Raw genomic sequence first — 23,789 nt, 5'->3', positions numbered from 1 at the left:
AAGTATAAAATAGTTTCAAAAGCAGGCAGTATCAGACTGCCGGGAATGTAAAGGAGGAAAAGCTTTTATGGACTTAAAGAAATTTGTGCTGGAAGGTAATCCTGTATGCAGAAAGGAAGCTGTGATCGTGGGCGATCATTTCAGGATTACAATGCTGACAACTGCCCTGATCCGTTTTGAGTACAGCGAAGACGGAGGATTTGAGGACAGAGCAACACAAATGGTATGTAATCGTGATTTCCCGGTGCCGGAATTCAGGGTGAGCGATGGCGGTGAGGAATTACATATTTACACCAAAGATCTGGAAATCCACTATGACAGGCAGAAATTTTCTCCAAGCGGTCTGATGATACGTGTTGCGGGTGGAAAAGCCAGCGAGCGTGTGTGGCATTATGGTGATGAACCAAAAGATCTGCTGGGAACAGCCAGAACCCTGGATGAAGCAGACGGTGAGATTTTGCTGAGTCATGGAATTATGTCCAGAAACGGTTTTTCAGTGCTGGATGATTCCCACACAATGGCTATGGGCGAAGATGGAATGGTAGAGCCACGTCAGGGAAACAGAGCAGACTTTTATTTCTTTGGATATGGTCACAGATATGTGGAATGTCTGCAGGATTTTTACAGATTATGTGGAAAAACACCTCTGCTTCCAAGATATACGTTCGGAAACTGGTGGAGCAGATATCACAAATATACAGAGACAGAATACAAAGAACTGGTAGAGCGTTTTGAGAAAGAAGAAGTGCCATTTTCTATTGCAGTTGTAGATATGGACTGGCATCTGGTAGAGGATGTACCTCCTGTATATGGAAGCGGATGGACAGGATATACCTGGAATAAGAAGTTTTTCCCCAATCCGCCTGAATTTATGGACTGGCTGCACAAACATGGATATAAGATCACACTGAACGTACATCCGGCAGATGGAGTGCGTGCTTATGAAGAAGCCTATCCGAGAGTTGCAGAGAAGATGGGAATTGATCCTGCAAGTAAAGAACCGGTACTTTTTGATATGACAGATCCGAAATTCATTGAGACATATTTTGAGGAACTGCATCATCCGATGGAAGAAGAGGGAGTAGATTTCTGGTGGCTTGACTGGCAGCAGGGAACTGTAACCAAGGTTCCGGGACTGGATCCGCTCTGGATGCTGAACCACTATCACTATCTGGATAGCAAGTGGAAAGGAAAACGTGCGCTGACTTTCTCAAGATATGCAGGTCCAGGAAGCCACAGATACCCGGTTGGTTTTTCCGGTGATACGATCATTACCTGGGAGAGTCTGAAATTCCAGCCATATTTTACGGCAAATGCCAGCAACATCGGTTTTGGATGGTGGAGTCATGATATCGGTGGACATATGTTGGGATACAGAGACGACGAGCTCACTGCAAGATGGGTACAGCTTGGAGTCTTTTCACCAATGAATCGTCTGCACAGCACAGATAACCCGTTTAGTGGAAAAGAACCGTGGAAATACAACCAGATTGTAGAAACAGTAATGAAGAATTTCCTGAAACTGCGTCATAAGCTGGTTCCGTATCTTTACACTATGAATCGTCGTGCAAGCAGAGCGGGACTGCCACTGGTACAGCCGATGTATTATCTGGAGCCGGAGCGCGAGGAAACCTATGAAGTACCGAACAACTATTATTTCGGTACAGAGATGATGGTATCTCCAATTACAGATAAGCTGGATCCGGTAACAGGACTGGCCAGTGCAAAAACATGGATCCCGCAGGGAATCTGGTATGATTTCTTTAACGGAAGAGCATATAAGGGCGGCAGAAAAGTGGATCTCTGGAGAGATATTTATGAGATGCCGGTACTTGTGCGTGAAGGCAGCATCATTCCGCTGAAGGACATGGAAGGATATGATAATTCCATTGAGAATCCTGAGAAACTGGAAGTACTTGTATATCCTGGAGAATCAGGAGAATTTGTACTCTGGGAAGACGGTGGGGACACACCGGAAGACCTGGATGAGAACTGGGTATCCACCAGAATGACGAAGACTGCAGATGAGAATGGAACAATATTTATTGTAGAAGCTGCGCAGGGAAATACAGCAGTGATCCCGCAGAAACGTTCCTGGAAGATCCGCTTCTGCAACATTCAGGACAAACCGCAGGAGGTTACTGTAAACGGACAGGTATATAAGGATGCAGAGTTCGCAGAGGATGAGAAGCTTCATGGAACAATAGTGATCCTGAAGGATGTGCCGGCAGATGCGCAGGTGAAGATTACTTTTGCGGCAGATGCAGCTGTTTATCAGAGAGACTATGCAGAAGAAGTCTATGAGATTCTGGAAAAAGCTCAGATTACCTATGCACAGAAGACAGACGTTTATAAAGTAGTGAAAGAGCTGGGCACAGAGGCAGTGCCAGTTCTGGTATCCATGAATTTGAATCCGTCATTGCTTGGGGTACTGATGGAAATTCTTACAATGGGAATTTAACCGAATCAAGTAAGTTCCCTGCGGTAATACAAAAATCCCGCTCACAGTTGTGTCTTACTGTGAGCGGGATTTCACATTTTAAAAGAAGGAGTGCCGGATCTTGCGATCCGGCAAGTATGAAAAAGAAAAAGTTTTATTATAAATAAAGCGTTTGCTTTATTTGCTTATTAATATACAGGGAAAATGTGTGCAAAATGTGATGGACTGTTGAAGAAATTGTGATTAAATTCTAAAAAACTTATAAAAAAAGAAAAAGACCTGAAAAGGTCTGTAAAAAGAAGGAGGGCCGGACCTTGCGGCCCGGCATAAGTATGAAAAAGAAAAAAGTTAAAAATCTATGTGAAAAAGCATTTGCAACCTGTTTGTAAAGCATTTGCTTTATTTGCTTATTAATATACAGGGAATTTGTGAGTAAAATGTGATGGACTGTTGAAAAAAACGTGATTAAATTCTAAAAAACTTATAAATTGGAAGTAAGATTACTGTTCACACACCACTATCCCGCGAGGTGTTTTGGCATGAATATGCCAAAATCCCGAGACATACAAGCCAAAATTCCATTGCCGCAGGCAATTTGGAATGAATTTTGGCTACGTTACTGTGAACGGAGTGAACAATAACGTAGGAAGAAAACACAAGGTGGAAAACTGAAAATAAGCATTGTAAAAATCCGAACTGTAATTTATAATAAAATTCAATGGTAACGGTTCAATATCTTTACAGTTACAAATAATGAGAAACAAGGAGGAAAACATGAAAAGAGAAACAGTCGTCGTACTGGATTTCGGCGGTCAGTACAATCAGCTGGTTGCCAGACGTGTGAGAGAATGTAACGTATACTGCGAAATCTATTCATACAAGACCGATCTTGAGAAAATCAAGGCAATGAATCCTAAGGGAATCATCCTTACCGGTGGTCCGAACAGCTGCTATGAGGCAGATTCACCTACATGCAATAAAGAATTATTTGAGCTTGGTATTCCTGTTCTGGGACTCTGCTATGGCGCACAGCTTATGATGCATGTTCTGGGCGGAAAAGTTGAGAAAGCAGATGTGAGCGAATATGGAAAGACAGAGGTTCTGGTAGATAAGACAGATTCCAAAATCTTCAAAGACGTATCTGACAAAACAATCTGCTGGATGAGCCACACAGATTACATTTCCCAGGTTGCACCAGGATTTGAGATTGCTGCTCACACAGCAGACTGTCCAGTAGCAACTGCACAGAATGAGGAGAAGAAGCTGTATGCGATCCAGTTCCATCCGGAAGTGCTTCATACAGTAGAAGGAAAGAAGATGCTTTCCAACTTCGTACTTGGTGTCTGCGGATGTGCCGGAGACTGGAAAATGGATGCTTTTGTTGAGCATACTATCAGAGAAATCCGCGAGAAGGTCGGAGATGGAAAAGTTCTCCTTGCCCTGTCAGGTGGTGTTGACTCTTCCGTTGCAGCAGGACTTCTTTCCAGAGCAATCGGCAAGCAGCTTACCTGTGTATTTGTAGATCATGGTCTTCTTCGTAAAGATGAGGGAGATGAGGTTGAGGGTGTATTCGGACCAAACGGTCAGTTTGACCTGAACTTTATTCGCGTCAATGCACAGCAGAGATATTATGACAAGCTGGCAGGTGTTACAGAGCCTGAAGCAAAACGTAAGATCATCGGTGAAGAATTTATCCGTATTTTTGAAGAAGAGGCCAAGAAGATTGGTGCGGTAGATTTCCTGGCACAGGGAACTATTTATCCGGACGTTGTAGAGAGTGGTCTGGGCGGAGAGTCCGCAGTGATCAAATCTCACCACAATGTAGGCGGACTTCCGGATTTCGTTGATTTCAAGGAAATCATTGAACCGCTCCGCGACCTTTTCAAGGATGAGGTTCGTAAAGCAGGTCTGGAGCTTGGAATTCCGGAGAGACTGGTATTCCGTCAGCCATTTCCGGGACCGGGACTTGGAATCCGTATTATCGGTGAAGTTACTGCAGAGAAGGTTCGTATTGTACAGGATGCAGATTTCATTTATCGTGAAGAGGTAGACAATGCTGCAGCTGAGTATAAGAAAGAACATGGTGAAGATCCTTCATGGATGCCGAACCAGTACTTTGCAGCACTGACAAATATGCGAAGTGTAGGCGTTATGGGTGATTTCAGAACTTATGATTACGCTGTAGCGCTCCGCGCAGTGAAGACTATCGACTTCATGACAGCCGAATCTGCTGAGATTCCGTATGCAGTACTGAATAAGGTTATGAACCGCATTATTAACGAAGTTAAAGGCGTTAACCGCGTATTCTATGACCTGACCAGCAAGCCGCCGGGTACGATTGAGTTTGAGTAAAAAATTTGGCACATTTAGAGACTGGAAAGCCTTGAAAACAGGGCATTTCCGGTCTCTTTGCTTTTGTTCTGGTTCTATTCTGGTTCTGTTAGCCGGTGGAATAATGTGGTTCTATGTTTTTTTATGTAGAATTAGTGATCTGAACGATATTTCCAGTCCCATAGGGTGTGCGTGTATTGATTCAGATAATTCACAATATCCTGATAAATCTGATATTTGTCTTGAATGCGACAGCCTGTGACAGAAATGGGATTGAGCAATACATGATAGTGATAGTTTAACGCATCGTTGTAACTGCCGGAATGCAGAACCATGACAGCCTGATACCCAATGGATGAAAAATAGTCCTGCAAAGCATAAGCACCTTCTTCCAATATAGTACACATGGATTTTGAGGTTCGGGTTGTGAGAATGAAATGAAACATTCTTCTATGGTCTGTCATATTATAAGGTGCTTGTAAGCGGTAATATTCTTCAATAATCTGATCGGAGTCATCTCCATTATCAATATATGATGTCAATATATCTTCTTCATCTGCAAACAGTGATCCGATGGCATAATTTAAAGTGTTCTGAATAACAGTATCTCCTTGATATGGTTTACGGACTACAAGTAAAGTTCCTTTTTTCATAATGGTAGTTCTCCTTATGTTTATCATAATATTAGGTATATATAGTAATAATATCTATATATGGTATATAAGAAATAAGATAATAGGGTATATAGTATATATAATGAAAAACCCTGCAAGGTAGGAATCTCTCCAGACCTTTACCATAGTGTTCATTGGTTATTTTTTACAAATGTTATTTGTGGCTGGAAAAGATTATTTTTTGTTGTCTTTTGTCTGCTTCTTTTATTTTTTGCTGATAAAAATATTTCTGATGAAACATAAAGGTATAGAAAAATACAAATAAAGGAGACGAGCATATGAATACACCTGTTGATGAAAATGAATTGCTGTCAATCGAACAGCTTTGTGACCGTTTATTTATATCAGCAACAACAGCTTATAAGTTATTACAGTCAGGAGAGATAAAAGCATTTAAAGTTGGAACATGGAAGATACCTGTTAAAAGTGTGAATGACTATATTGAAAGAAAATGTGCTGATTAAAGGAAAACGTGTAAGTGAAAATCTTGTACTGAAATCGTATATTATATTTATGCAATTAGCCGGACATGATCCGCCTTACAGGAACATAAAGGAACGTAGTGGAACATAGTAGACTGCCACAGGCTTTATCGCCTGTGGTATTTTTTTCCCTTTTTGAAAAACTTCCGAAATACAGGCAGATATTATAGTTGTGAAGAAGCAATAGAATACAAAGCTTCTTTGAATAAGTTAGCACTTAGGTATCTGCCGGAATCATTACAGGAACAAAGAAAGGAGGCTTATAGGATTCCTGGCTACTGGCAAAATGATATCATTTACAGCTATACAAAAATTAATTTTAAGAATTGGAGGATTTATTATGGCAGCATTAGTAGAAATAATGTTTTCAGTAAGAGAAAAACCGTGGCATGGATTAGGAACAATCGTAAGTGAGGCACCAGATTCACAGAAGGCTCTGGAGCTTGCAGGATTAGACTGGAATGTGATTCAAAAAGATATTATCACATCTGACGGAAGCAGTGTGATTCCTGGATTCAAAGCAAATGTGAGAGACAGAGATAACAGTGTACTTGGTATTGTAACAGATCGTTATAAAGTAGTTCAGAACAGCGAAGCCTTTGCTTTTACAGATGAACTTCTTGGCGAAGGTGTACGTTACGAAACAGCTGGAAGTCTGCAGGGAGGCAGACGTACATGGCTTTTAGCAAGACTTCCGCATCAATATATTATCAATGGCGAAGAAATCTCACCATTCCTTGTATTTATGAACGCCCATGATGGTAGTTCTGCGATCAAGGTAGCAATGACACCAGTTCGTGTTGTTTGCAGTAACACACTGAATCTTGCACTTTCTACCGCTAAAAGAAGCTGGAGCTGTTACCACACAGGAGATATTAACGGAAAAATGGATGAAGCAAGGAATACCCTTCTCTTTGCAGGAAAATATATGGCAGAACTGGGAAAGAGTTTTGATGTGCTCGGTCAGATCAAGCTTCTGGACAGCAAGGTGATGGAGTTTATCAATGAACTAATTCCTGAACCGGATAATGCCAGCCCGCAACAGCACAGAAACATCATCAAACTTCGTGAGGATGCAAAAAGCAGATACTTTGATGCACCTGATCTGCAAGGTGTTGGAAAGAACGGATATCGTTTTATCAATGCTATTTCAGACTTTTCTACACATGCAAAACCTTTAAGAGAACGTGCCAATTACAAAGAAAGTCTGTTTTCCCGCACTATTGAAGGACATCCAATGATTGACAAAGCATACCAGATGGTATTGTCAGCCGCTTAAATTCAATATGGTAAATAAAATTAAAGAATGCTCCTGCACATGAACGTGCAGGAGTATTTCAGTCAGAAATGGAGAAAAGAATATGAAGATTTTAGCGAAAACAAAAGATCTTAGCCATGAAGAATGGTTGAAGTATAGGACACAGGGAATTGGTGGTTCAGACGTTTCTATTCTTGCAGGAATCAATCCGTTTAAATCGGTCCATCAGTTATGGCTTGAGAAGACTGGTCAGGTGGAGTTGGAAGAAGGTGATACGGAATACACTCATTTTGGAACTCTTCTGGAACCAATCGTAAGAAAAGAGTTTACTGCCAGAACCGGAATCAAGGTACGCCAGAAACATATGATTCTGCAGAGTGAGGAATATCCGTTTATGACAGCAAACCTTGATGGAACAATCAACGATAATGGAGAAATGGCTATCTTTGAAGCAAAGACAGCTTCCGCATTTAAGCAGGATATCTGGGAAGAAGGCATACCAGCTCCTTATATCTTGCAAATTCAGCATTATATGGCAGTCACAGGAGCAAAAAGAACTTATATTGCAGCAATTGTGGGTGGCAATCACTTTTACTGTCATATGATGGAACGGGATGAAGAAATGATCGAGAAAATTATCCTTATGGAAAAGCACTTCTGGGAAGAAAATGTACTGGGCGGTATCGAACCTGTTCCAGATGGCTCTGAAGCTACAACCAATTATTTTAACAGCAAATTCGGTCATTCCAATGGAGAGACTATTACTCTTCCTGAAGAAGTCATTCCTATCTGCGAGGAATATGAAAGATTGTCTAAACAGTTAAAAGATGTAGAGACCGCTAAGAATGCAGCCGGGAATCAGTTGAAAAATTATCTGAAAGAAGCAGAAACAGGGATTGTCGGGAATCGTAAGATTTCTTGGAAACAGATTAGCAAGAGTTCTGTTGATACAAAACGCTTAAAGACAGAAAAGCCGGATATTTACAATGATTATCTTACCCAGAGCCAGTATCGACGATTATCAGTAGCTTAGGAGGGATGCAGATGAGGGAGTATTTTCTGAATCGGATATACGGTGAGTATCAGTCTTATAAGGCTTCTGTACTGGAAGAAAACAGTGGTTCTATATATGCTCGTTGTTATGAGATTGACTGTATGATAAACATTTACGAAATTTTAAAAGAATTTGCAATGAAATTGTCAGTAAACGAGCTGGAAAGATTAATGAACCATCGTGATATTCTGAAGTATCTGTATGAACTGTGGATGAAGAGATCAGACAGTCATTACGCTGAAATGGAACATCATGTAGCGGATGAAATGAAAAAGCTGATTTCTAATACGGAAGAACTCAAAGAAAGGAATGTAGCATGAATCAGATTCGTTTATTAAACAGTGATGAAATCGAGTGCCGGGTTGGTACTATCAGTGAAAAGGGCTTGTCTCTCTTGCTCTATAAGGATGCCAGGGCAGATATGAAGATTCTGGATGAGACATTTGGAGCAATGAACTGGGAACGTCAGCATGAGCTGATCGGGGACAATCTTTACTGTACCGTTCGTATCTGGGATGAAAACAAGCATCAGTGGATATCCAAAATGGATGTAGGCACAGAAAGCTATACTGAAAAGGAAAAGGGACAGGCAAGCGATTCCTTTAAAAGAGCCTGTGTCAGCGTAGGAATAGGCAGGGAGCTATATTCTGCACCGTTCATCTGGATTCCGGCAACTAAAGTAAATATTCAGAAGAAAAATGACAGATGTATTACCTATGATAAATTCAAGGTAAAAGAGATTCATTATAACCAGAATAGAGAAATCTCAGGTCTTGTGATCTCAAATCAGAACGGTCAGGTTGTGTACAGTCTGTTTCCAACAGAAGCAGGTAAAATGCAATCAATAACAGCGTTTTCAGGTGCAAAAAAGGCTGTGGATTATGAGCAGTCTATCAACAGGGAATTGGAACGGACAGGCGTGGCACTGGATACGGTATTAAAGAGATATAAAGTGCAGAGTATTCAGGAGATGTCCGAAGAGACATGTCAGAAGGCAATTAACAGTTTGAAGAAAACCAAGAGCAAAGCAGCTTAAAGAAAGGTTGGGATAAATTATGATGCAGTTAAATGAATTTGCAGAACAGGTATTATCTGCAGTAAGAGAAAAAGCAGATGGAAATTTTAGTGTATGGACTACTACGGTTCATAAGAATAATGGTACATCTTTTGTGGGGATTACAATTTCCGGTACAGAGAATCAGGCACAGCCAATCGTGTATCTTGACGGATATTACAATATGTTTCTCCATTCCAAGATTTCACTGAAAGAAGTTTCTGATACTGTTTACGATGTAATTATGGAGCATATGAACTATGTCCCTAATATCAAGATTACGGACCTGATGAACTGGAATCAGATGAAATCTAATATATGTGTAAAGCTTATCAATGCGGAACAGAATATGGAATTGCTGGAAGATATGCCACACCGCTTCTATCTGGACTTTGCAGTTGTGTATTACATAAAGTTCAATGAAAGCGGAGACGAATTAGAGACCATGGACGTTAAGAATAAATATCTGGATATGTGGGGGATTTCAGAAGAAGAACTGTACAGAACCGGAATAGAAAATATGGAAATATCCGATCAGGTCTTCTTTAAGAATATGAAAGAGATTCTCCCAATATGGCTGCAGAAAGAGGATGAGCCGTCATTTCCGATGTATGTACTGACAAATGCTAGCCGTTATTACGGGGCTTCTGTTCTTTTGTTAAAAAAGGAACTGTCGAAGATCAGCCAGAGCCTTGGAAACTTGATTATCCTTCCAAGCTCTCTGCATGAGCTGATCGTATTACCAGAAAACCAGTATACCGGAGATTGTGAAGCGTGCGCAGAAATGGTAAAGAATGTCAATACATCTGTAGTTCTTCCGGAAGATTACTTATCGGATCATGTGTACACTTACAACAGGGATACACAGGAATTAAAAATTGCAGCATAACAATTATTAATGTGGAACAGTCAGGCAGATGCCTGGCTGTTCAACAGATTTTATTTTTTGTGGGGTAAATCTGACGTGTAGATGATTAGTAGTAAAATTATGGCATTTTATATCTGCCATGGCATAAAAAGCAAGTGTAAATCTAACGACCGTCAGATTTACTACCGTTGGAGGTGAGTTGAAATTTGAAACTATATGGATATTGCCGTATCTCTACCCGAAAGCAGAATATAGAACGGCAGGTAAGAAATATACTAGCAGTGTTCCCGGATGCAATTATCATCAAAGAAATCTATACGGGAACAAAATTTCAGGGCAGAAAGGAACTGGAAAAGCTTCTGAAAATAGTCCGAACTGGAGATACGATTGTTTTCGATTCTGTCAGCAGAATGTCCCGTAACGCAGAAGAAGGATTCCAATTATATGAAGAATTGTTCCGTAAGGGAATCAATCTCATTTTCTTAAAAGAGCCACATATCAATACGGATACCTACAAAAAGGCAATGGGAAATCAGTTGAACATGACTGGAGATACAGTTGATCTGATTCTGGAAGGAATCAACCGATATCTTCTGGAACTGGCGAAATCACAGATCAGACTTGCTTTTGAACAGGCTGAGAAAGAAGTATCAGATCTTCGCCAGCGTACTAAAGAGGGGATAGAAACTGCCAGATTAAATGGAAAGCAGATTGGACAGCTTCCGGGACGTACTTATGAAACTAAAAAATCAAAAGCAGCCAAACGAATCATCATGAAGCATAATCAGGACTTCGGTGGTTCGCTCAATGACATAGAAACAATGAAACAGGCTGGAATATCTAAAAAGACTTTTTACAAATACAAAAATGAATTGCAGATAGAGCAGAGGTAAAGGTTTATAGAGATATGCGAGATTTGAAAAAATGATGGAGGAATTAAAGAATATGATGATATGGTACAAAAATTTTATTGTAGTTGAAAATAGAGATAAGGAACTGGAACTTACAATTTCCATATGCGATACACCAAGACAAAGGGAGTCTGTTAGTAGTATGGATACTGATCTCGACAGCATTAAGGAAGATTTTCAAAACGGTTTTGATGATGTGATTGAAAATCTGATAAATGCAAAGGTTTATTCCAGCAAAAAAGCATTGGAAGACGATATCAAGAATGGAAAATTAAAGTTATATGCAGAAGCTCAGTATATAGACAGCAACAAGTGCATTCCATGGTACTCACGTACTTCAGTTCAAAAGGTATTTCTGTCGCATAAAGAATATTTTGAAAGCTGTGCATCGGCGGTTTCCTATTGCATGGAATATCCGAGTGGTATTAGAAGATTTGAAATTTATGGAGATATGACATGGGAAAAAAGTTTGGAATGTCGGTGCGAGCTTTCGGATTATGATTACATGCATGAACGATATAAATTTGGAGATATTGTTAAATTCAAGTATCCAATCTATGGGTATTCCGAAGGGATTATTACCAGTGTGGCGGAACCGGAGAGTGGAGCAGATATCTACATTTCCCGTTTGTATGACGTGTTCTGCGGAGAAAATACAATCATATCATGTGATGACTTTGATGGGATTCATCATGACGACATCGAAGCAGTTATTGGAACAGATAAGGAGACAGCACGAAGAGCGGTAAAGGAACTGTTTCCGTGGATGTATATAGAAGAATATAGGAAAGAGGTGGATTTGCTGTAATAGGGATATAGAAAGTCAAAGTAAACAGCAGCTCTGGATAAAAGAATGTCTTTAAATCTGGAGCTGCTGGAAGCTGAATTAGAATAAAATTTTAATCGTTTGCATTCAAAAGTTCGATATATACCTGCAAATATCGGTTTAAACGGTCAATATCAGCATCAGTTCCAGTAGAAAGAATTTGTGTGATCTCTGGTGGAAGTTTGGAAAGAACATCATTTTTGTTGTTACCGAAAATAAGGTAATCCAAACTGCAATGAAACAGATCACAGAACATGGAAAAATTCTTCAAAGACAAAGAGGATGTTCCGCATTCTACATGGGAAATGTGCTTTGGACTGACACCGAGTTCATTTGCCAGAGCTTCCTGAGTAACGTGGTTGGAACGTCGAATTTCTGCAATACGTTTTCCTATGGGGATTAAAAAATCATTATTCATATGACTAGACCTCCTGCGTATAGCTTATCCCGACTTAATAAGATTATTAACGCATTAAAAGGTATAGAAAATAAAGAAATACAAACCTAATAGGTTTGAAAATGAAATGAAAAGTGATAAAATAGGTTCATACTATAAATCGAAAGGAATAAGGGGAAAGAGAGAGTAAAATGACAATATTATTCTTTGTTTATATGGCGTTTGGATATTGGGCAACCGGAAGAACGATTTATGCCAATAAAATTTTGATTGGTACAGGAATGACCATTTTTATGAGACGTCTGGTAATGGGGACTATTCTGGGATGGATATTGATTCCGATCGCTGTTATAAAAATGCTTTTGGGAAAGTAGTAAATTTGAACAGAGTTCTAAAAAAGATTTGTTGACAGGAGAAAAACAATAATGAAGGATTATTACGAAATACTGGAAGTGACATCGGATGCTTCAGAAGAAGTAATTAAAGCGGCATACAAAGCATTAGTTAAAAGAATGCATCCAGATAATGGAGGAACAGTTGTTCCGGGAGAAAAAAATATCGAAGATATCAATGAAGCATACGAGGTGCTTTCCGACAAAAATAAAAGGGCAGCTTATGATTGTGAATGGGAAAAGCATAAGAACAATGCAACGGAGCAACAAAATTCTGGAACACAAACAAAGGAAGAAGTGCCACACAGCAGAGATGAACGAAAAGAAAAAATAGCAGGGGTTATAGCAGCAGCGGTGTTGAGTATTATATTTAGAATATTAGGCTTACCGAGATGGTTTGGAATAATTGCGATATGTTACATGATATTCTGCCTGGCGGGGTTGGTATCACCTTATATTATAGAAATTATCAACCAATTACCAGCAGCAAAGGGGCATTGGAATAGTGAAGATAGTGAATCTCTTGAGAGTTTGGTAGCTTTAATGGGATTAAGGATCACTTTTGCAGTATATGGGATACATAACTGGTTAAGCGGTATATGTACATTTTTAATGGTTTGTGCATTGATTTGGGTGGTTGTTAAGGTTGTTGAGATTATTGTCAAGGTTGATGAACCATAATATCAAGTCGGAGGATGGCAAATGAAAGTTGATAGAAAGAAATTTTTAATCGGGACAGGAGTTGTTATTTTAGCTGTTGCGGCTTTTGGAATAGCAAATCCAAATAATGGTACACATTCACAAAATGCGAGAGCAAAAGAGTTAGCAAAAGAATTAGATGAAACAGTCACGGAAGATTCTATTCAAGGAACATATGTTACAGATGATGGTAAGATTTTTGCTATTGATATAAATGATACAGACATTTTGGATGTTAATTTGCTACTGCCAAAAGGTATTAGAGGAACTACAGATGGAACTTGCTCAGTAGTGTTTCCAGATCAGGGCTGGTTAGAGGAATATGCATATATAGATCTGGCAGAAAATAGTATATGCTTGCTGGATGATAAAGAAACAAAATATACATATGAAATGAATAAGAAAAATCTTACGTTGACAAATCCTGAAAATAAGAAATTTGAGTGCCGGAAAATATCAGATGAATATAATGCAGATAAAGTAATTGATTCATCCCTGTTAAAACCAGAAGATATAGCCGGGGTATATAAAGATGGCGATTTAGCAATAGAGATAGACAAAAACAATAAAGAATCTCTTGACGTATATTGGCTTGAGTTTAAAGATTCGGAATATGAAATTACGGCTATGGCAACAAAAGTTCCTCTTGAAACCATAATTGAAAAAGGCGCAATAGCACTTGTCGGGGAGGATGCATATGATGCAAGGTGCGCTTATTTTATAACCAGAAGAAGAATGGCATTTGAAAGTTATAAAGCAGGTCTGAAAGTTGCCGATTTAACGGAAGATGATTATGATATCTCAAAAAAGAAAGAACAGGTATTAAAAAATCATCAAGATATAGATTATGATTATACTTCAATTTCGAAAAAAATTGACATAGTAAATGATGGGACAGATATTTATGCCTTCAATCCATATTGGAGCAAGACTAATAAACAGTTCAGCTATTTTGAATCTGCATATTTGGATTTGGAGTATCAGAATGGTGGAACGGTTCAGATTTCTTTGAATGGCAAAAAATATACTTCATTTAAAGCAACAGAATATGAACCGGGAACTGACATATTCAGTGTTATTTATACTTGCGAGAACGGAAATAGGTTTCATTATTATCCGCAGTATGAAGAGGATCAACTGACATATGGGGAAGTTTCTTATTTGCCGGAAATCCAATTTTATGAAAATATTTATGATGAATCCGGTCAAGACTGTGGTGGAAAATTTGTATGCCAGAATAATGAGGGAAAGAAAACAAATGAGGAGTCAGAAGATTCATATACGGAAAGTGGCGAGGAATCAGGGCAGGAGAATATGGATTTAGTAGAGGATGAGGATACTTCCATTGAATCAGATTCAGATGTATGGTTTATTACCTATAACAGTTTCTATAGAACCAGAGACATAGGTGGCATTGAAATCAATGTTATGAATGATGCAGTAATGTTTGTGCAGTGTACTGGCTCAGACGGAAATGTTGCAGAATGGGAAATGAACCTGAAACCAGCAGAAATGGGAGATGATGGAGAATATATTTATTATTATGGAAAAGGAATCAAGATGAGTTATTACCCATCAGATCATCATATACATGTGGATGCTGAGGACAATTATTTTGGAGATTATTATCCGAATGAATAATGAGAGTGCATAACAAAATTGTGGGAGTTGCCGAGAACGGCAACTCTTTTCTTCTGTGTAGATAGTGTAGTACTTGTAAAGAGAGAAAAGCTAGCGAAAAATACCATTTTCCCATATTCCCATAACAAAAATGCGTGTTATACTTAAGAAAATTAGAAAAATGTGGGAGATGAAGCACATGATAGAGAACGATTGGGATAAAATACGAGAGAAAATTCTAAAATTAGTTTGTGATTATCGAGATACATATGCGGGTAAAGAATGGAAATGCAGAGAGTCACAAGAAAAAAATGGACAGATACGAACAGAAATAGAACGAATATTTAAGTATATACAAAGTTCAAATTCTGAATTATCTTGGTTTCAAGGAAAAGTATCGGATGATATACTGTCAAATTATATTGCAGATTGGATAATTAAAAAATTCACACATAGAAATTTATTATCGCAGCAAAACTTTGAAGGAATGCATTATGATTTTACGAGTCTTATTGCAGAGCATGAATCTGCGGAGGATTATTGTAAAGATTCAGACGAGTTGAATTCAAAAATAAAAATATATCAAGAACAATATGAAAAAATAGAATCATTTTTTGCTCCTCAAGAAATGATTGGAACAATTCAAAGAATAATTAAGAGCAATAAGGGACTGGATTATTCTTGTACATTAAGAAAATTACAGGAGTGTTCGGACTTAATTCTGCAAAATTTATTGGTAGAGAAACAGCTGCCAATGTATTTTGGGTTGGAACAGTTAAATTATGAGAGAATTACAGAGTATATGAAGATAGCGGAACTTATAATAGAGGAAGTACTATATTCTATAATCATTACATTTTATAACAATGAACAAGAGGAACGATTGAAAGCTATAATAATGGCTGAAGGCATACTTAATAATGAAATGGATATGGAGATTGAACGCTGGGGGAAAAAAAATTATCAAAGTGTAAAGATAAATCAAGAGGGAAAAAGGGAATCATTAGCGGATCAAGCATATGTTTTGAAGCAGCAATATAAAGCGTATGCAGAAGAAGCTACTCAGATTGAGCAAATGCTTGAAAAGGACATTGATTCACATAAAACTTTCTTTGAAAATCCAAAGCCATTCCATTATGGATTAGCAAAACTGTATTCAAATAAAAAACAATTAATAATGGACTTAAAAGAAAATGATATGGTCTCAGGGGGTGATTATAAGCGTTTAGAAAAAGCAAAGAGATATATAGACTGGGCAAATTTAAAAGGGGAAGCTATAGGAGATAAAGAAGATGTAGTTCTACTTCGCATCGTATATCGAGAGATTTTTATGAATAAAGCAAAATTGCTAGATAAAAGCAGAAATAATCTGACATCTTATACGATTGTAAAAAAATGTATGCTAGGAGAACAAGTAGAAAAAAGGCAAGGTATTTTTCTAGATAAAAAAATTTTAAGAGGTAGATTTCGTGAATATAATATTCTTTTAGAGTATAAATATTATAATCGTATAAATCAAGAATGCCGTAGAATATTGAATAAAATATTAGATCTCCCCAATGATGAACTTATGTATGAGATGATTCATGCTGTTCTAAGTGAAATATTAAAAATTATAGGAAAAGCATATATGATAGAGAAATGACGCTATGCCAGCTTCGGATATTGAAGCTGGCATTATTATTTGAACGAGTGCGGAATTTTGAGGAGTTTGTATTTTGATAATTATTGGATATGTATGATAGGATGACATCAAGAATCAATCAACCACAAGGAAACAATATTCATAGCCCCAATAAAATTGGGGGAATATGGGAAAATGGGAGGAGATTAAGATGAACCCGAAAAAAATAATGTGTAATATCACAGACATGTGCACCATAGCGGATAACAAGTCCAAAGAAATATGTTCCATAGTAACTGACAAAGCTATTTCGGATGCAGAAGTGGGAAATGGCTTAATGGAACAAACCACTGACTGTACAAATGCAAGAGAGATGGTAACAACGGTTGGTAATGCAATGCCAGATGCCAAAGTATATCAGTATCTTGCAGAACAAATCCGAAGCAGTAAAACAACAGAAACAACAAATCCGGTACAACAAGCAGGACTTACAAATTTACAATCGAGATTTGTTGATAGAACAATAAAATCTGTTTATGGCATGAATCCATACGTTAATATTGTGCATGTAGGTAGCTTGCCCGCCGAGTTTCAGTACAATGATGAGGAATTTCAGACTACGCAGGATGGTAAGTTGTTCTATAAAGGAAAGGAACTTATGAATTGCGTTGTTCGTATCATCCAGACAATTAGTGTTAAGACACGTATTGAGTACAAGTGTGAAGTTTATACAGGTGGACTAATGCTTGAGAGAATTGTTTCAAGTGGAAAATTTACCAGTATTAATTGGCTTCAGGAAACAATTCCCGGTTTTGCGACTAAAGGAGAAAAAAACGTAGCTTCACATGCAATTTATAAATATTTGAACAACATTGTTGCTCGATATGGTCACAAGAATATTCTCGAAAAAGAAAAGAAACCAGGGTGGATAAAGGTTAATGACAAGTTGATCTATCTTACTCCATGTGGAACCATTCCGGTAAGTGAGAATCAAATTGTATCGGAATACGGACAATGCTTCAGAAACATTGAGAGCGGTCAGGAAGGAAACATACATTTGTTCCTTAAAATGACTGAACTGACACCGGGTAACTGGACTGCTCCGGTAATCTGCCTCTATACGGTAATGAGTTTTTCTTACAGTCTTTTAAAAATGGCAGATATACTTCCAAAATTTGTACTTTTTGTAAACGGACCACGAGGAAGCTATAAAACCAGTATGTCTCTCATACTGACTCAGCTTGAGAGAACTGAAAGTCCAAAATACAATTTAAAAGCAAGAGCAGCAGGACTTGAAACCGGATATAAAGAATATAAGGATGCAGTAATGTTGGTTGATGATCTTGCCCCAACAGAGGAACTCCGTGAGCGCAATATTATGCAGAGTAATCTTGAACTTGTAGTAAGAGCATTTGGCGATGGCACTGGTGTAAAGCGGAATTATGATTTCCAGAATGAAAAATTTGATGGAGAACAATATGAAGCTGAAGGTGGAGCTGTCATCACTGGTGAGTACACAACAGGATGTGAATCCTCGTTAGCCAGATGCTTGTTTGTTCCATTGAAAAGAGATGAGGTAGATGTAGACCGTCTGACAGAATTACAAGAGCAGAAAACTGCTCTGACAACATTCCTGGTTGGCTATATTAACTACTTATCACAACGATATCGAGATATAATTCCGTTTCTAAAAACGCGAGGGAAAGAACTACGAAGTCAGTGTAAGGGGTTATTTTCCAATCCGAGGTATGGTGAATACTATGCACAATTAATGGTAGTAGCAGAGTTAGTGTTTAAAAAGTATGCAATCGAAACAAATCAGCTGGATTTTGATCAGGCAGAACAGCTGATGATAAGGTTTAATACCTATATACAGGAAGCAATACACTACAATGACAGAGTCCTTATTGAGAAATCTCCAATCGTAACACTTTGTCAGGCAATTATCACAAAAATAACAGAAAACAAATTTCCAGTTGTACCTAGAAATGCACAGATTGACGATGCAAGACATTATATTTTAGAAGATGCTGAAAAATGGTATATAAGACAAGGAGACATTCTGACAATGAAGAACGAATATGAAGCAGAAAATGGCATAAAAAGGGTTGAAGTTACAGCAGCAAGGCTCGCAAAAGACTTATGTGACAAAGAAATCGCGATGCCTTGTGATGAAGGAAAAACCCACCGATATGCCAAGAAAATCGGAAAATATAGATATGTTGTTATCGACAAGATGAAATTAAATCAAGTAGCCAATTTATAAGTAAGATCAAACAGAATCAGAGAAGGAGAGATTGATATGCAGAGCATGTATTACGGTGTAGATGAAGTAGAACAGGTTTTACAAATCAGCAAAAGCAAGAGTTACACGCTTATAAGAAAGCTGAACGAAGAACTCAAGCAGAAAGGTTTCATTACAATTGCAGGAAAGATTCCAAAGAAATATCTGGAGGAACGTTGCTATGGACTATCAGAGAAAGAAGCGTAGTCAGCAAGCATCCCAGAGACTGTAAAGGTCTCTGGGAAAGAAAGGAGCAATATAATTGACAGTAAAACAGAACGAGAAAGGCTTATGGGATGTTCAGTTCTACTACAAGGATTGGACAGGGAAAAGCGTGAAGAAACACAAACGTAACTTTAAGACAAAGAGAGAAGCAGTAGCATGGGTGAATCAGTTTACAATGCAACAGGCTCATAATCTGAACATGGATTTCAAGGCTTTCTGGGAGATATACAGAAATGACATGAAGGAACGTCTGCGTGAGAACACCATGAGAAGCAAAGATTACATTGTAGAGTTAAAAATTTTACCCTACTTTGGAAATCGGAACATCTCAGAGATATCAGCAGCAGATATCCGAGAGTGGCAGAACACGTTACTGAAGAAAGGGTATTCTCAGACATATTTGCGTACTGTGAACAATCAGCTCTCCTGCATTTTTAACTATGCTGTAAAGTATTATGATCTTCCGAGAAATCCATGCCGTCAGGCAGGAACCATTGGAAAAAGTAAAGCAGATGAGATGAATTTCTGGACACAGGATGAATTTGAGCAGTTTATTTCCTGTATGGAAGATAAGCCAACTTCTCATTGTGGTTTTATGATTTTATACTGGACAGGATGCCGAATTGGTGAACTGCTGGCTCTTACATTAGAAGATTTTAACGAAGAAGAAAAAACGCTCAGGATAACTAAGTCCTATCAGAGAATCGGGAACAGAGATGTGATTACTGATCCGAAGACAAAAAAAGGAAAGAGAACCATCACATTACCGGATTTTATGGTAACAGAGCTAAAGGAGTACACAGGTAGGCTGTACGGACTCATGGCAAAGGACAGACTGTTCCAGAACACGACAAAAGCATACTGGGAACATGAAATACAGAGAGGTGTTGAGTTATCAGGGGTAAAAAGAATCCGATTACATGATCTGAGACACTCTCATGCCAGCTTACTGATTTCCAAACTTGGGGCACAGCCTAATCTGGTAGCGGACAGACTGGGACATGAAAAGATTCAGACAACGTTGTCTACATACTCTCATTTGTATCCAGATCAGTCACGAAAGCTGGCAGATCAGTTGGAGAAGTTAGCGGAAGCGGATGAAAATTAATGGAAGGAGCCGAAAAATATGCCAGGGCAACACAGCAATCCAACAATAGCGTTTCGTCCTACGCAATGGGAAAGAGCGATGATTGAAGAACGAGTAAAAGCCAGTGGGTTGTATAAGAAAGATTTTATTGCAAGAAGCTGTATCTATTCCAATATTGTTGTGGTGGGAACAAAGCAACGGATACAGTACCTTGTAGAAGAATTACGAGAAACACAGATTGTTATGAAAGAGATCACCGAGCAGATTCTGTCCGGTGATTTCTCCATGTCTGGGGAAAGTTACAAGGAGTTGAAAGAAGATTATCTGGCGTTTATGATCACAATGGTGGATATTCTGAACGGAGCTGCTTATTTATTTGATAAGAAGCCGGATTCCGATAATAGACACTGGAAAGAACAGCAGGAGATTCAGGAGTATTGTGAGATTCTCAGGGAAGATATTGCTAGTAAAAATGGCACAGTGGAGCAGATAAAAAATCAGTTGTAGAAAATTCAAATAATGGATATAATATAGGAAAGAAGACGAACATGGATTTCTAACAGAAAGGATGTGATATTATGGTAACAACAGAATCTGTAACTATTAAAGTTCCGGTAGGAATGTCAAAATATCTGGTAACTATGAATCCAGAAACAGAGCTTACCCGAAATGCACTGTTGCTGTATCCATATATACTGAATCAGACGATATCTCATGGTCGTGCGGCTGAAATTCTGGGAATCAGAAAATCAGAGTTGATTGATTTGTATGATAAGCTGGGATATTCCTATTTTGATATGACGATGGATGATCTGGATGATGAACTGAATACTTTCAGAGAACTCAAAAAGAAGGAGGCTGCGGTATGATTGTTGTCTCTGATACAACACCGCTGATATCACTTCTTAAAATCAATCGTATAGATTTGCTGGAAAAGCTGTTTGGAGATGTTCTGATTCCGCAGGCAGTATTTGATGAGCTGACAGCCGATGAACGTTTTCAGCTTGAAGCGAATCAGATTAAACAGACGAAATTTATCGTAGTGAAGCCTGTAAACAATCCAGAATCCGCCAGTATATTAAAAAGAGCAACAGGTCTTGATCAGGGCGAGAGTGAAGCGATTGTTCTGACAGATGAATTAAAAGCAGATCTGCTATTGATGGATGAAGCAAAGGGAAGAAACGTATCAGCACAGATGGGGCTTAGAATCATGGGGACGATAGGGATTCTTATGGCTGCTTATGAGGAACACGAACTGACTTCGGATGAGGTCAGAGAATGTGTAGATGGTCTGCAACGTGCCGGACGGCATATCGGACAGCGGCATTATCAGATGCTGTTAAGCAGATTGAAAGACTAAAAATACTTTGGTTCTATAACAGTACCGTGGTTCTGGATTGGTTCTAAAAAGTTCTGAAACGAGATGCAGAATAGAAAAAAATTAAAAATAGTAGTAAATCTGACGTCTGTACCGAACCAATTTTACACCATGTTACAGAGAACGGAGTAGAGTTTGAATAATTAAAAATTTCTGGAAAGCCTTATAAACAGGGCGTTTCCGAGTAGATAAAGTTCTATTTGATAACAAAATGATAACACAAGAGATTTTGGCATTATTTATCCGGAATCTTGTGGTTATCAGGTAATATGTGTGAAACCAACAAAAAGGTCTTACTGAATTGAGTGAAATCAATTTGGTAAGGCCTTTTTTTCATGTGCGCCTAGCGGCGCACGTTTCTAACGGGTTAAAGTCCCGAATCCACCCGGTAGTGGGAAGGATATAGCCGAAGGCAAGACAATGGTATCTTGTAGGAACACCGTATTGTGATGACCTAGAATATATCCGGGCAAGAATACAGTAATAGATTAGTTAAGTGAGTAACGCAGAAGTAATCCGACCAACGGAAGGAATAATGGTCTCCGCTCCGCTTCAGTCGGTGCAGAACAGACGTCCTCCGGTAGGGCGCAAGGGTACTTTTGATGGACGGTACGGCTGTCGAAAGTGCTTTTGCGTTACTTTTGACAAAAGTAACAAAACCGCCGTATCCGGCGAAGATTTCTTATAATCGCCATAATTGGCGGAAATACAAATTATGTGCCATATCTGGCACTCTTTTTAGAAGGAGAGGTGAGGAGCATAATGATGAGAAGAACGATTAGCGGCATGATAGGAACTGGATCGCTGGCCCATAACAGACGGGATTTTATAGCTGAAAATGTAGACCCGGACAGAGTACATCTGAATATCTGTTACCAGAATGAAAACCTGAAAGAAGTATATAAAGAGTTGTTTGATGATTCTGTGGAACGGTACAATGTGGGAAAAAGAAAGGATCGGCAGATTACAAATTACTATGAAAAAATTCGTCAGGGAAAGCAGGAAAAGCTGTTCCACGAAGTGATTTTCCAGATTGGAAATCGAGAAGATATGTCTGTGGGAACGACAGAAGGAGACCTGGCGGTAAAAGTACTGGATGAGTATGTAAAGAATTTTCAGCAACGAAATCCAACACTTCATGTATTTAGCTGTTATCTGCACCAGGATGAAGCTACACCGCATCTGCATATTGATTTTGTTCCTTATGTAACTGGCTGGAAAGGGAAAGGAATGGATACCAGGGTTTCACTGAAGCAGGCATTAAAAAGCCTGGGATTTCAAGGCGGGAACAAACACGATACAGAGTTGAATCAGTGGATCAACCATGAAAAAGAAGTGCTTGCAGAGGTTGCACGACAGCATGGAATTGAATGGGAGCAGAAAGGGACACATGAGGAGCATCTTGATGTTTATAATTTTAAGAAGAAAGAGCGTAAAAAGGAAGTACAGACACTGGAACAGGAAAAAGAATATCTCACTGCTGAGAATGAAGGACTGATTGCACAGATTGCGGAAGTAAGAGCTGATATCCAGCTTTTAAAAGATGATGAGGAGCAGGCAGTTAAAGATAAAGAGGAGGCTGAAAAGCGTGCGGAAAAAGCTGAGAAAGATCTGCACAGCCTGGAAGAACGCAGAGAACGGTTGCAGCCTGTTATGGATAATGTCAGTAAGGAAATAAAGGAATATGGGACAGTGAAAGCAATTCTACCGGAAGCTGGGACATTAGAACGTGCAACAACTTACCGGGATAAAAAGATAAAACCACTGTTCACCCAGATGAAAAATAAAATTGCTGCAATGGCAGCTCAGGTCAAAGAACTTACCAAAGAAGTAGAAAAATGGAAACACAAATATCAGGAAACAAAGCAGGCATATAACCGAGTGCAGAGACAGCTAGATACAGTATGTGAAGAAAAACAGCAGTTATCTGAGGAAAAGCAACAATTGCAGGGTGTTTCCGACAGATATGATCGGGTAGTGCGTGTTCTTGGAGAAAATATTGTAGAAAATGCAGTACAACAGGATATACAGGAGCAGAAAGCATTAGAAGAAAAACGGCAAATGGAGCAAATGCCAAAAGGAAGTATTCACGAAAGACTGGCTTGGGGTGCCCGTAAAAGTGAAATGGAGAATCAACAGCGTAAGAAAAATAAAACAAAAAATAGAGGAATGGAGAGATAAGACG

Annotated in this window: 23 protein-coding genes; 21 read left to right on the top strand and 2 right to left on the bottom strand. The window is 38.8% G+C overall.

Annotation, left to right across the window (positions count from 1 at the left end):
- The first annotated feature begins 67 nt into the window (after window positions 1–67).
- Both R8695_RS16155 and guaA read left to right on the top strand, forming a co-directional pair.
- Window positions 68–2,461 carry a glycoside hydrolase family 31 protein gene (locus tag R8695_RS16155; protein WP_154779433.1) on the top strand — a complete coding sequence of 798 codons (2,394 nt, stop codon included), beginning with the start codon at window positions 68–70 and terminating at the stop codon, window positions 2,459–2,461.
- Between the two features lie 753 nt (window positions 2,462–3,214).
- Window positions 3,215–4,792, top strand: a complete 1,578-nt coding sequence (guaA, locus tag R8695_RS16150) for a glutamine-hydrolyzing GMP synthase (RefSeq protein ID WP_008705330.1) — start codon at window positions 3,215–3,217, stop codon at window positions 4,790–4,792.
- A gap of 131 nt (window positions 4,793–4,923) precedes the next feature.
- Here the strand turns inward: guaA and R8695_RS16145 are convergent, their stop codons facing one another.
- Complete coding sequence (locus R8695_RS16145; RefSeq protein WP_154779434.1) at window positions 4,924–5,424, bottom strand: relaxase/mobilization nuclease domain-containing protein; 501 nt, start codon at window positions 5,422–5,424, stop codon at window positions 4,924–4,926.
- A 299-nt stretch (window positions 5,425–5,723) separates the two neighbouring features.
- Here R8695_RS16145 and R8695_RS16140 point away from each other — a divergent pair, with 299 nt between their 5' ends.
- The 8 genes from R8695_RS16140 (at window position 5,724) to R8695_RS16105 (ending at window position 11,880) form a co-directional block, all read left to right on the top strand.
- Window positions 5,724–5,909 (top strand): helix-turn-helix domain-containing protein, encoded by a 186-nt coding sequence (locus tag R8695_RS16140; protein ID WP_154779435.1) that lies wholly within the window; start codon window positions 5,724–5,726, stop codon window positions 5,907–5,909.
- 358 nt (window positions 5,910–6,267) lie between these two features.
- Window positions 6,268–7,206, top strand: a complete 939-nt coding sequence (locus R8695_RS16135) for a DUF932 domain-containing protein (RefSeq protein WP_154779436.1) — start codon at window positions 6,268–6,270, stop codon at window positions 7,204–7,206.
- An 82-nt stretch (window positions 7,207–7,288) separates the two neighbouring features.
- On the top strand, window positions 7,289–8,218 hold the full coding sequence (locus R8695_RS16130) for a YqaJ viral recombinase family nuclease (protein WP_154779437.1): 930 nt from the start codon (window positions 7,289–7,291) through the stop codon (window positions 8,216–8,218).
- 11 nt (window positions 8,219–8,229) lie between these two features.
- The gene (locus R8695_RS16125; protein WP_167515427.1) at window positions 8,230–8,559 is read left to right on the top strand and encodes a DUF3848 domain-containing protein; all 330 of its coding nucleotides are present in this window, start codon (window positions 8,230–8,232) and stop codon (window positions 8,557–8,559) included.
- Entirely contained in the window at window positions 8,556–9,275 is a 720-nt protein-coding gene (locus R8695_RS16120) for a hypothetical protein (RefSeq protein WP_243139420.1), read from the top strand. Before R8695_RS16125 ends, R8695_RS16120 begins: the two co-directional genes overlap by 4 nt.
- Before the next feature lie 19 nt (window positions 9,276–9,294).
- Complete coding sequence (locus tag R8695_RS16115) at window positions 9,295–10,182, top strand: DUF5688 family protein (protein WP_154779439.1); 888 nt, start codon at window positions 9,295–9,297, stop codon at window positions 10,180–10,182.
- 185 nt (window positions 10,183–10,367) lie between these two features.
- The gene (locus R8695_RS16110) at window positions 10,368–11,054 is read left to right on the top strand and encodes a recombinase family protein (protein ID WP_154779440.1); all 687 of its coding nucleotides are present in this window, start codon (window positions 10,368–10,370) and stop codon (window positions 11,052–11,054) included.
- 52 nt (window positions 11,055–11,106) lie between these two features.
- Window positions 11,107–11,880 carry a hypothetical protein gene (locus tag R8695_RS16105; protein ID WP_154779441.1) on the top strand — a complete coding sequence of 258 codons (774 nt, stop codon included), beginning with the start codon at window positions 11,107–11,109 and terminating at the stop codon, window positions 11,878–11,880.
- A gap of 91 nt (window positions 11,881–11,971) precedes the next feature.
- Here R8695_RS16105 and R8695_RS16100 read toward each other — a convergent pair whose 3' ends face one another.
- Window positions 11,972–12,316 (bottom strand): helix-turn-helix domain-containing protein, encoded by a 345-nt coding sequence (locus R8695_RS16100; RefSeq protein ID WP_154779442.1) that lies wholly within the window; start codon window positions 12,314–12,316, stop codon window positions 11,972–11,974.
- A gap of 170 nt (window positions 12,317–12,486) precedes the next feature.
- On the opposite strand from R8695_RS16100, the gene R8695_RS16095 reads away from it, so the two are divergent.
- The 11 genes from R8695_RS16095 to R8695_RS16045 all read left to right on the top strand — a co-directional run bounded on the left by R8695_RS16095 (window position 12,487) and on the right by R8695_RS16045 (window position 23,785).
- A complete protein-coding gene (locus R8695_RS16095; RefSeq protein WP_154779443.1) occupies window positions 12,487–12,669 on the top strand; it encodes a hypothetical protein in 183 nt (60 codons plus the stop codon).
- 51 nt (window positions 12,670–12,720) lie between these two features.
- Entirely contained in the window at window positions 12,721–13,368 is a 648-nt protein-coding gene (locus R8695_RS16090; protein ID WP_154779444.1) for a J domain-containing protein, read from the top strand.
- A 21-nt stretch (window positions 13,369–13,389) separates the two neighbouring features.
- Entirely contained in the window at window positions 13,390–15,027 is a 1,638-nt protein-coding gene (locus tag R8695_RS16085) for a hypothetical protein (RefSeq protein ID WP_154779445.1), read from the top strand.
- Window positions 15,028–15,205: 178 nt separating this feature from the next.
- Window positions 15,206–16,651 (top strand): hypothetical protein, encoded by a 1,446-nt coding sequence (locus R8695_RS16080; RefSeq protein ID WP_154779446.1) that lies wholly within the window; start codon window positions 15,206–15,208, stop codon window positions 16,649–16,651.
- Between the two features lie 190 nt (window positions 16,652–16,841).
- Window positions 16,842–18,896, top strand: coding sequence for a hypothetical protein (locus tag R8695_RS16075; RefSeq protein ID WP_154779447.1), 2,055 nt, complete (start codon window positions 16,842–16,844; stop codon window positions 18,894–18,896).
- Between the two features lie 36 nt (window positions 18,897–18,932).
- Window positions 18,933–19,121, top strand: a complete 189-nt coding sequence (locus tag R8695_RS16070) for a hypothetical protein (RefSeq protein ID WP_154779448.1) — start codon at window positions 18,933–18,935, stop codon at window positions 19,119–19,121.
- A gap of 55 nt (window positions 19,122–19,176) precedes the next feature.
- A complete protein-coding gene (locus R8695_RS16065; RefSeq protein WP_154779449.1) occupies window positions 19,177–20,247 on the top strand; it encodes a site-specific integrase in 1,071 nt (356 codons plus the stop codon).
- 18 nt (window positions 20,248–20,265) lie between these two features.
- Window positions 20,266–20,733: a plasmid mobilization protein gene (locus R8695_RS16060; RefSeq protein ID WP_154779450.1), complete on the top strand. Its 468-nt coding sequence runs from the start codon at window positions 20,266–20,268 to the stop codon at window positions 20,731–20,733.
- A gap of 71 nt (window positions 20,734–20,804) precedes the next feature.
- Window positions 20,805–21,095: a hypothetical protein gene (locus tag R8695_RS16055; RefSeq protein ID WP_012742196.1), complete on the top strand. Its 291-nt coding sequence runs from the start codon at window positions 20,805–20,807 to the stop codon at window positions 21,093–21,095.
- On the top strand, window positions 21,092–21,586 hold the full coding sequence (locus tag R8695_RS16050; protein ID WP_154779451.1) for a PIN domain-containing protein: 495 nt from the start codon (window positions 21,092–21,094) through the stop codon (window positions 21,584–21,586). Before R8695_RS16055 ends, R8695_RS16050 begins: the two co-directional genes overlap by 4 nt.
- Window positions 21,587–22,366: 780 nt before the next feature.
- The gene (locus R8695_RS16045; RefSeq protein ID WP_167515428.1) at window positions 22,367–23,785 is read left to right on the top strand and encodes a plasmid recombination protein; all 1,419 of its coding nucleotides are present in this window, start codon (window positions 22,367–22,369) and stop codon (window positions 23,783–23,785) included.
- The last annotated feature ends 4 nt before the right edge of the window (window positions 23,786–23,789 follow it).

The sequence above is a fragment of the Blautia luti genome, from assembly GCF_033096465.1.
In the GTDB taxonomy this organism is placed as follows: domain Bacteria; phylum Bacillota; class Clostridia; order Lachnospirales; family Lachnospiraceae; genus Blautia_A; species Blautia_A luti.
Note: the sequence above shows the minus strand (reverse complement) of the source record. Positions and strands in the feature narration are given on the sequence as shown.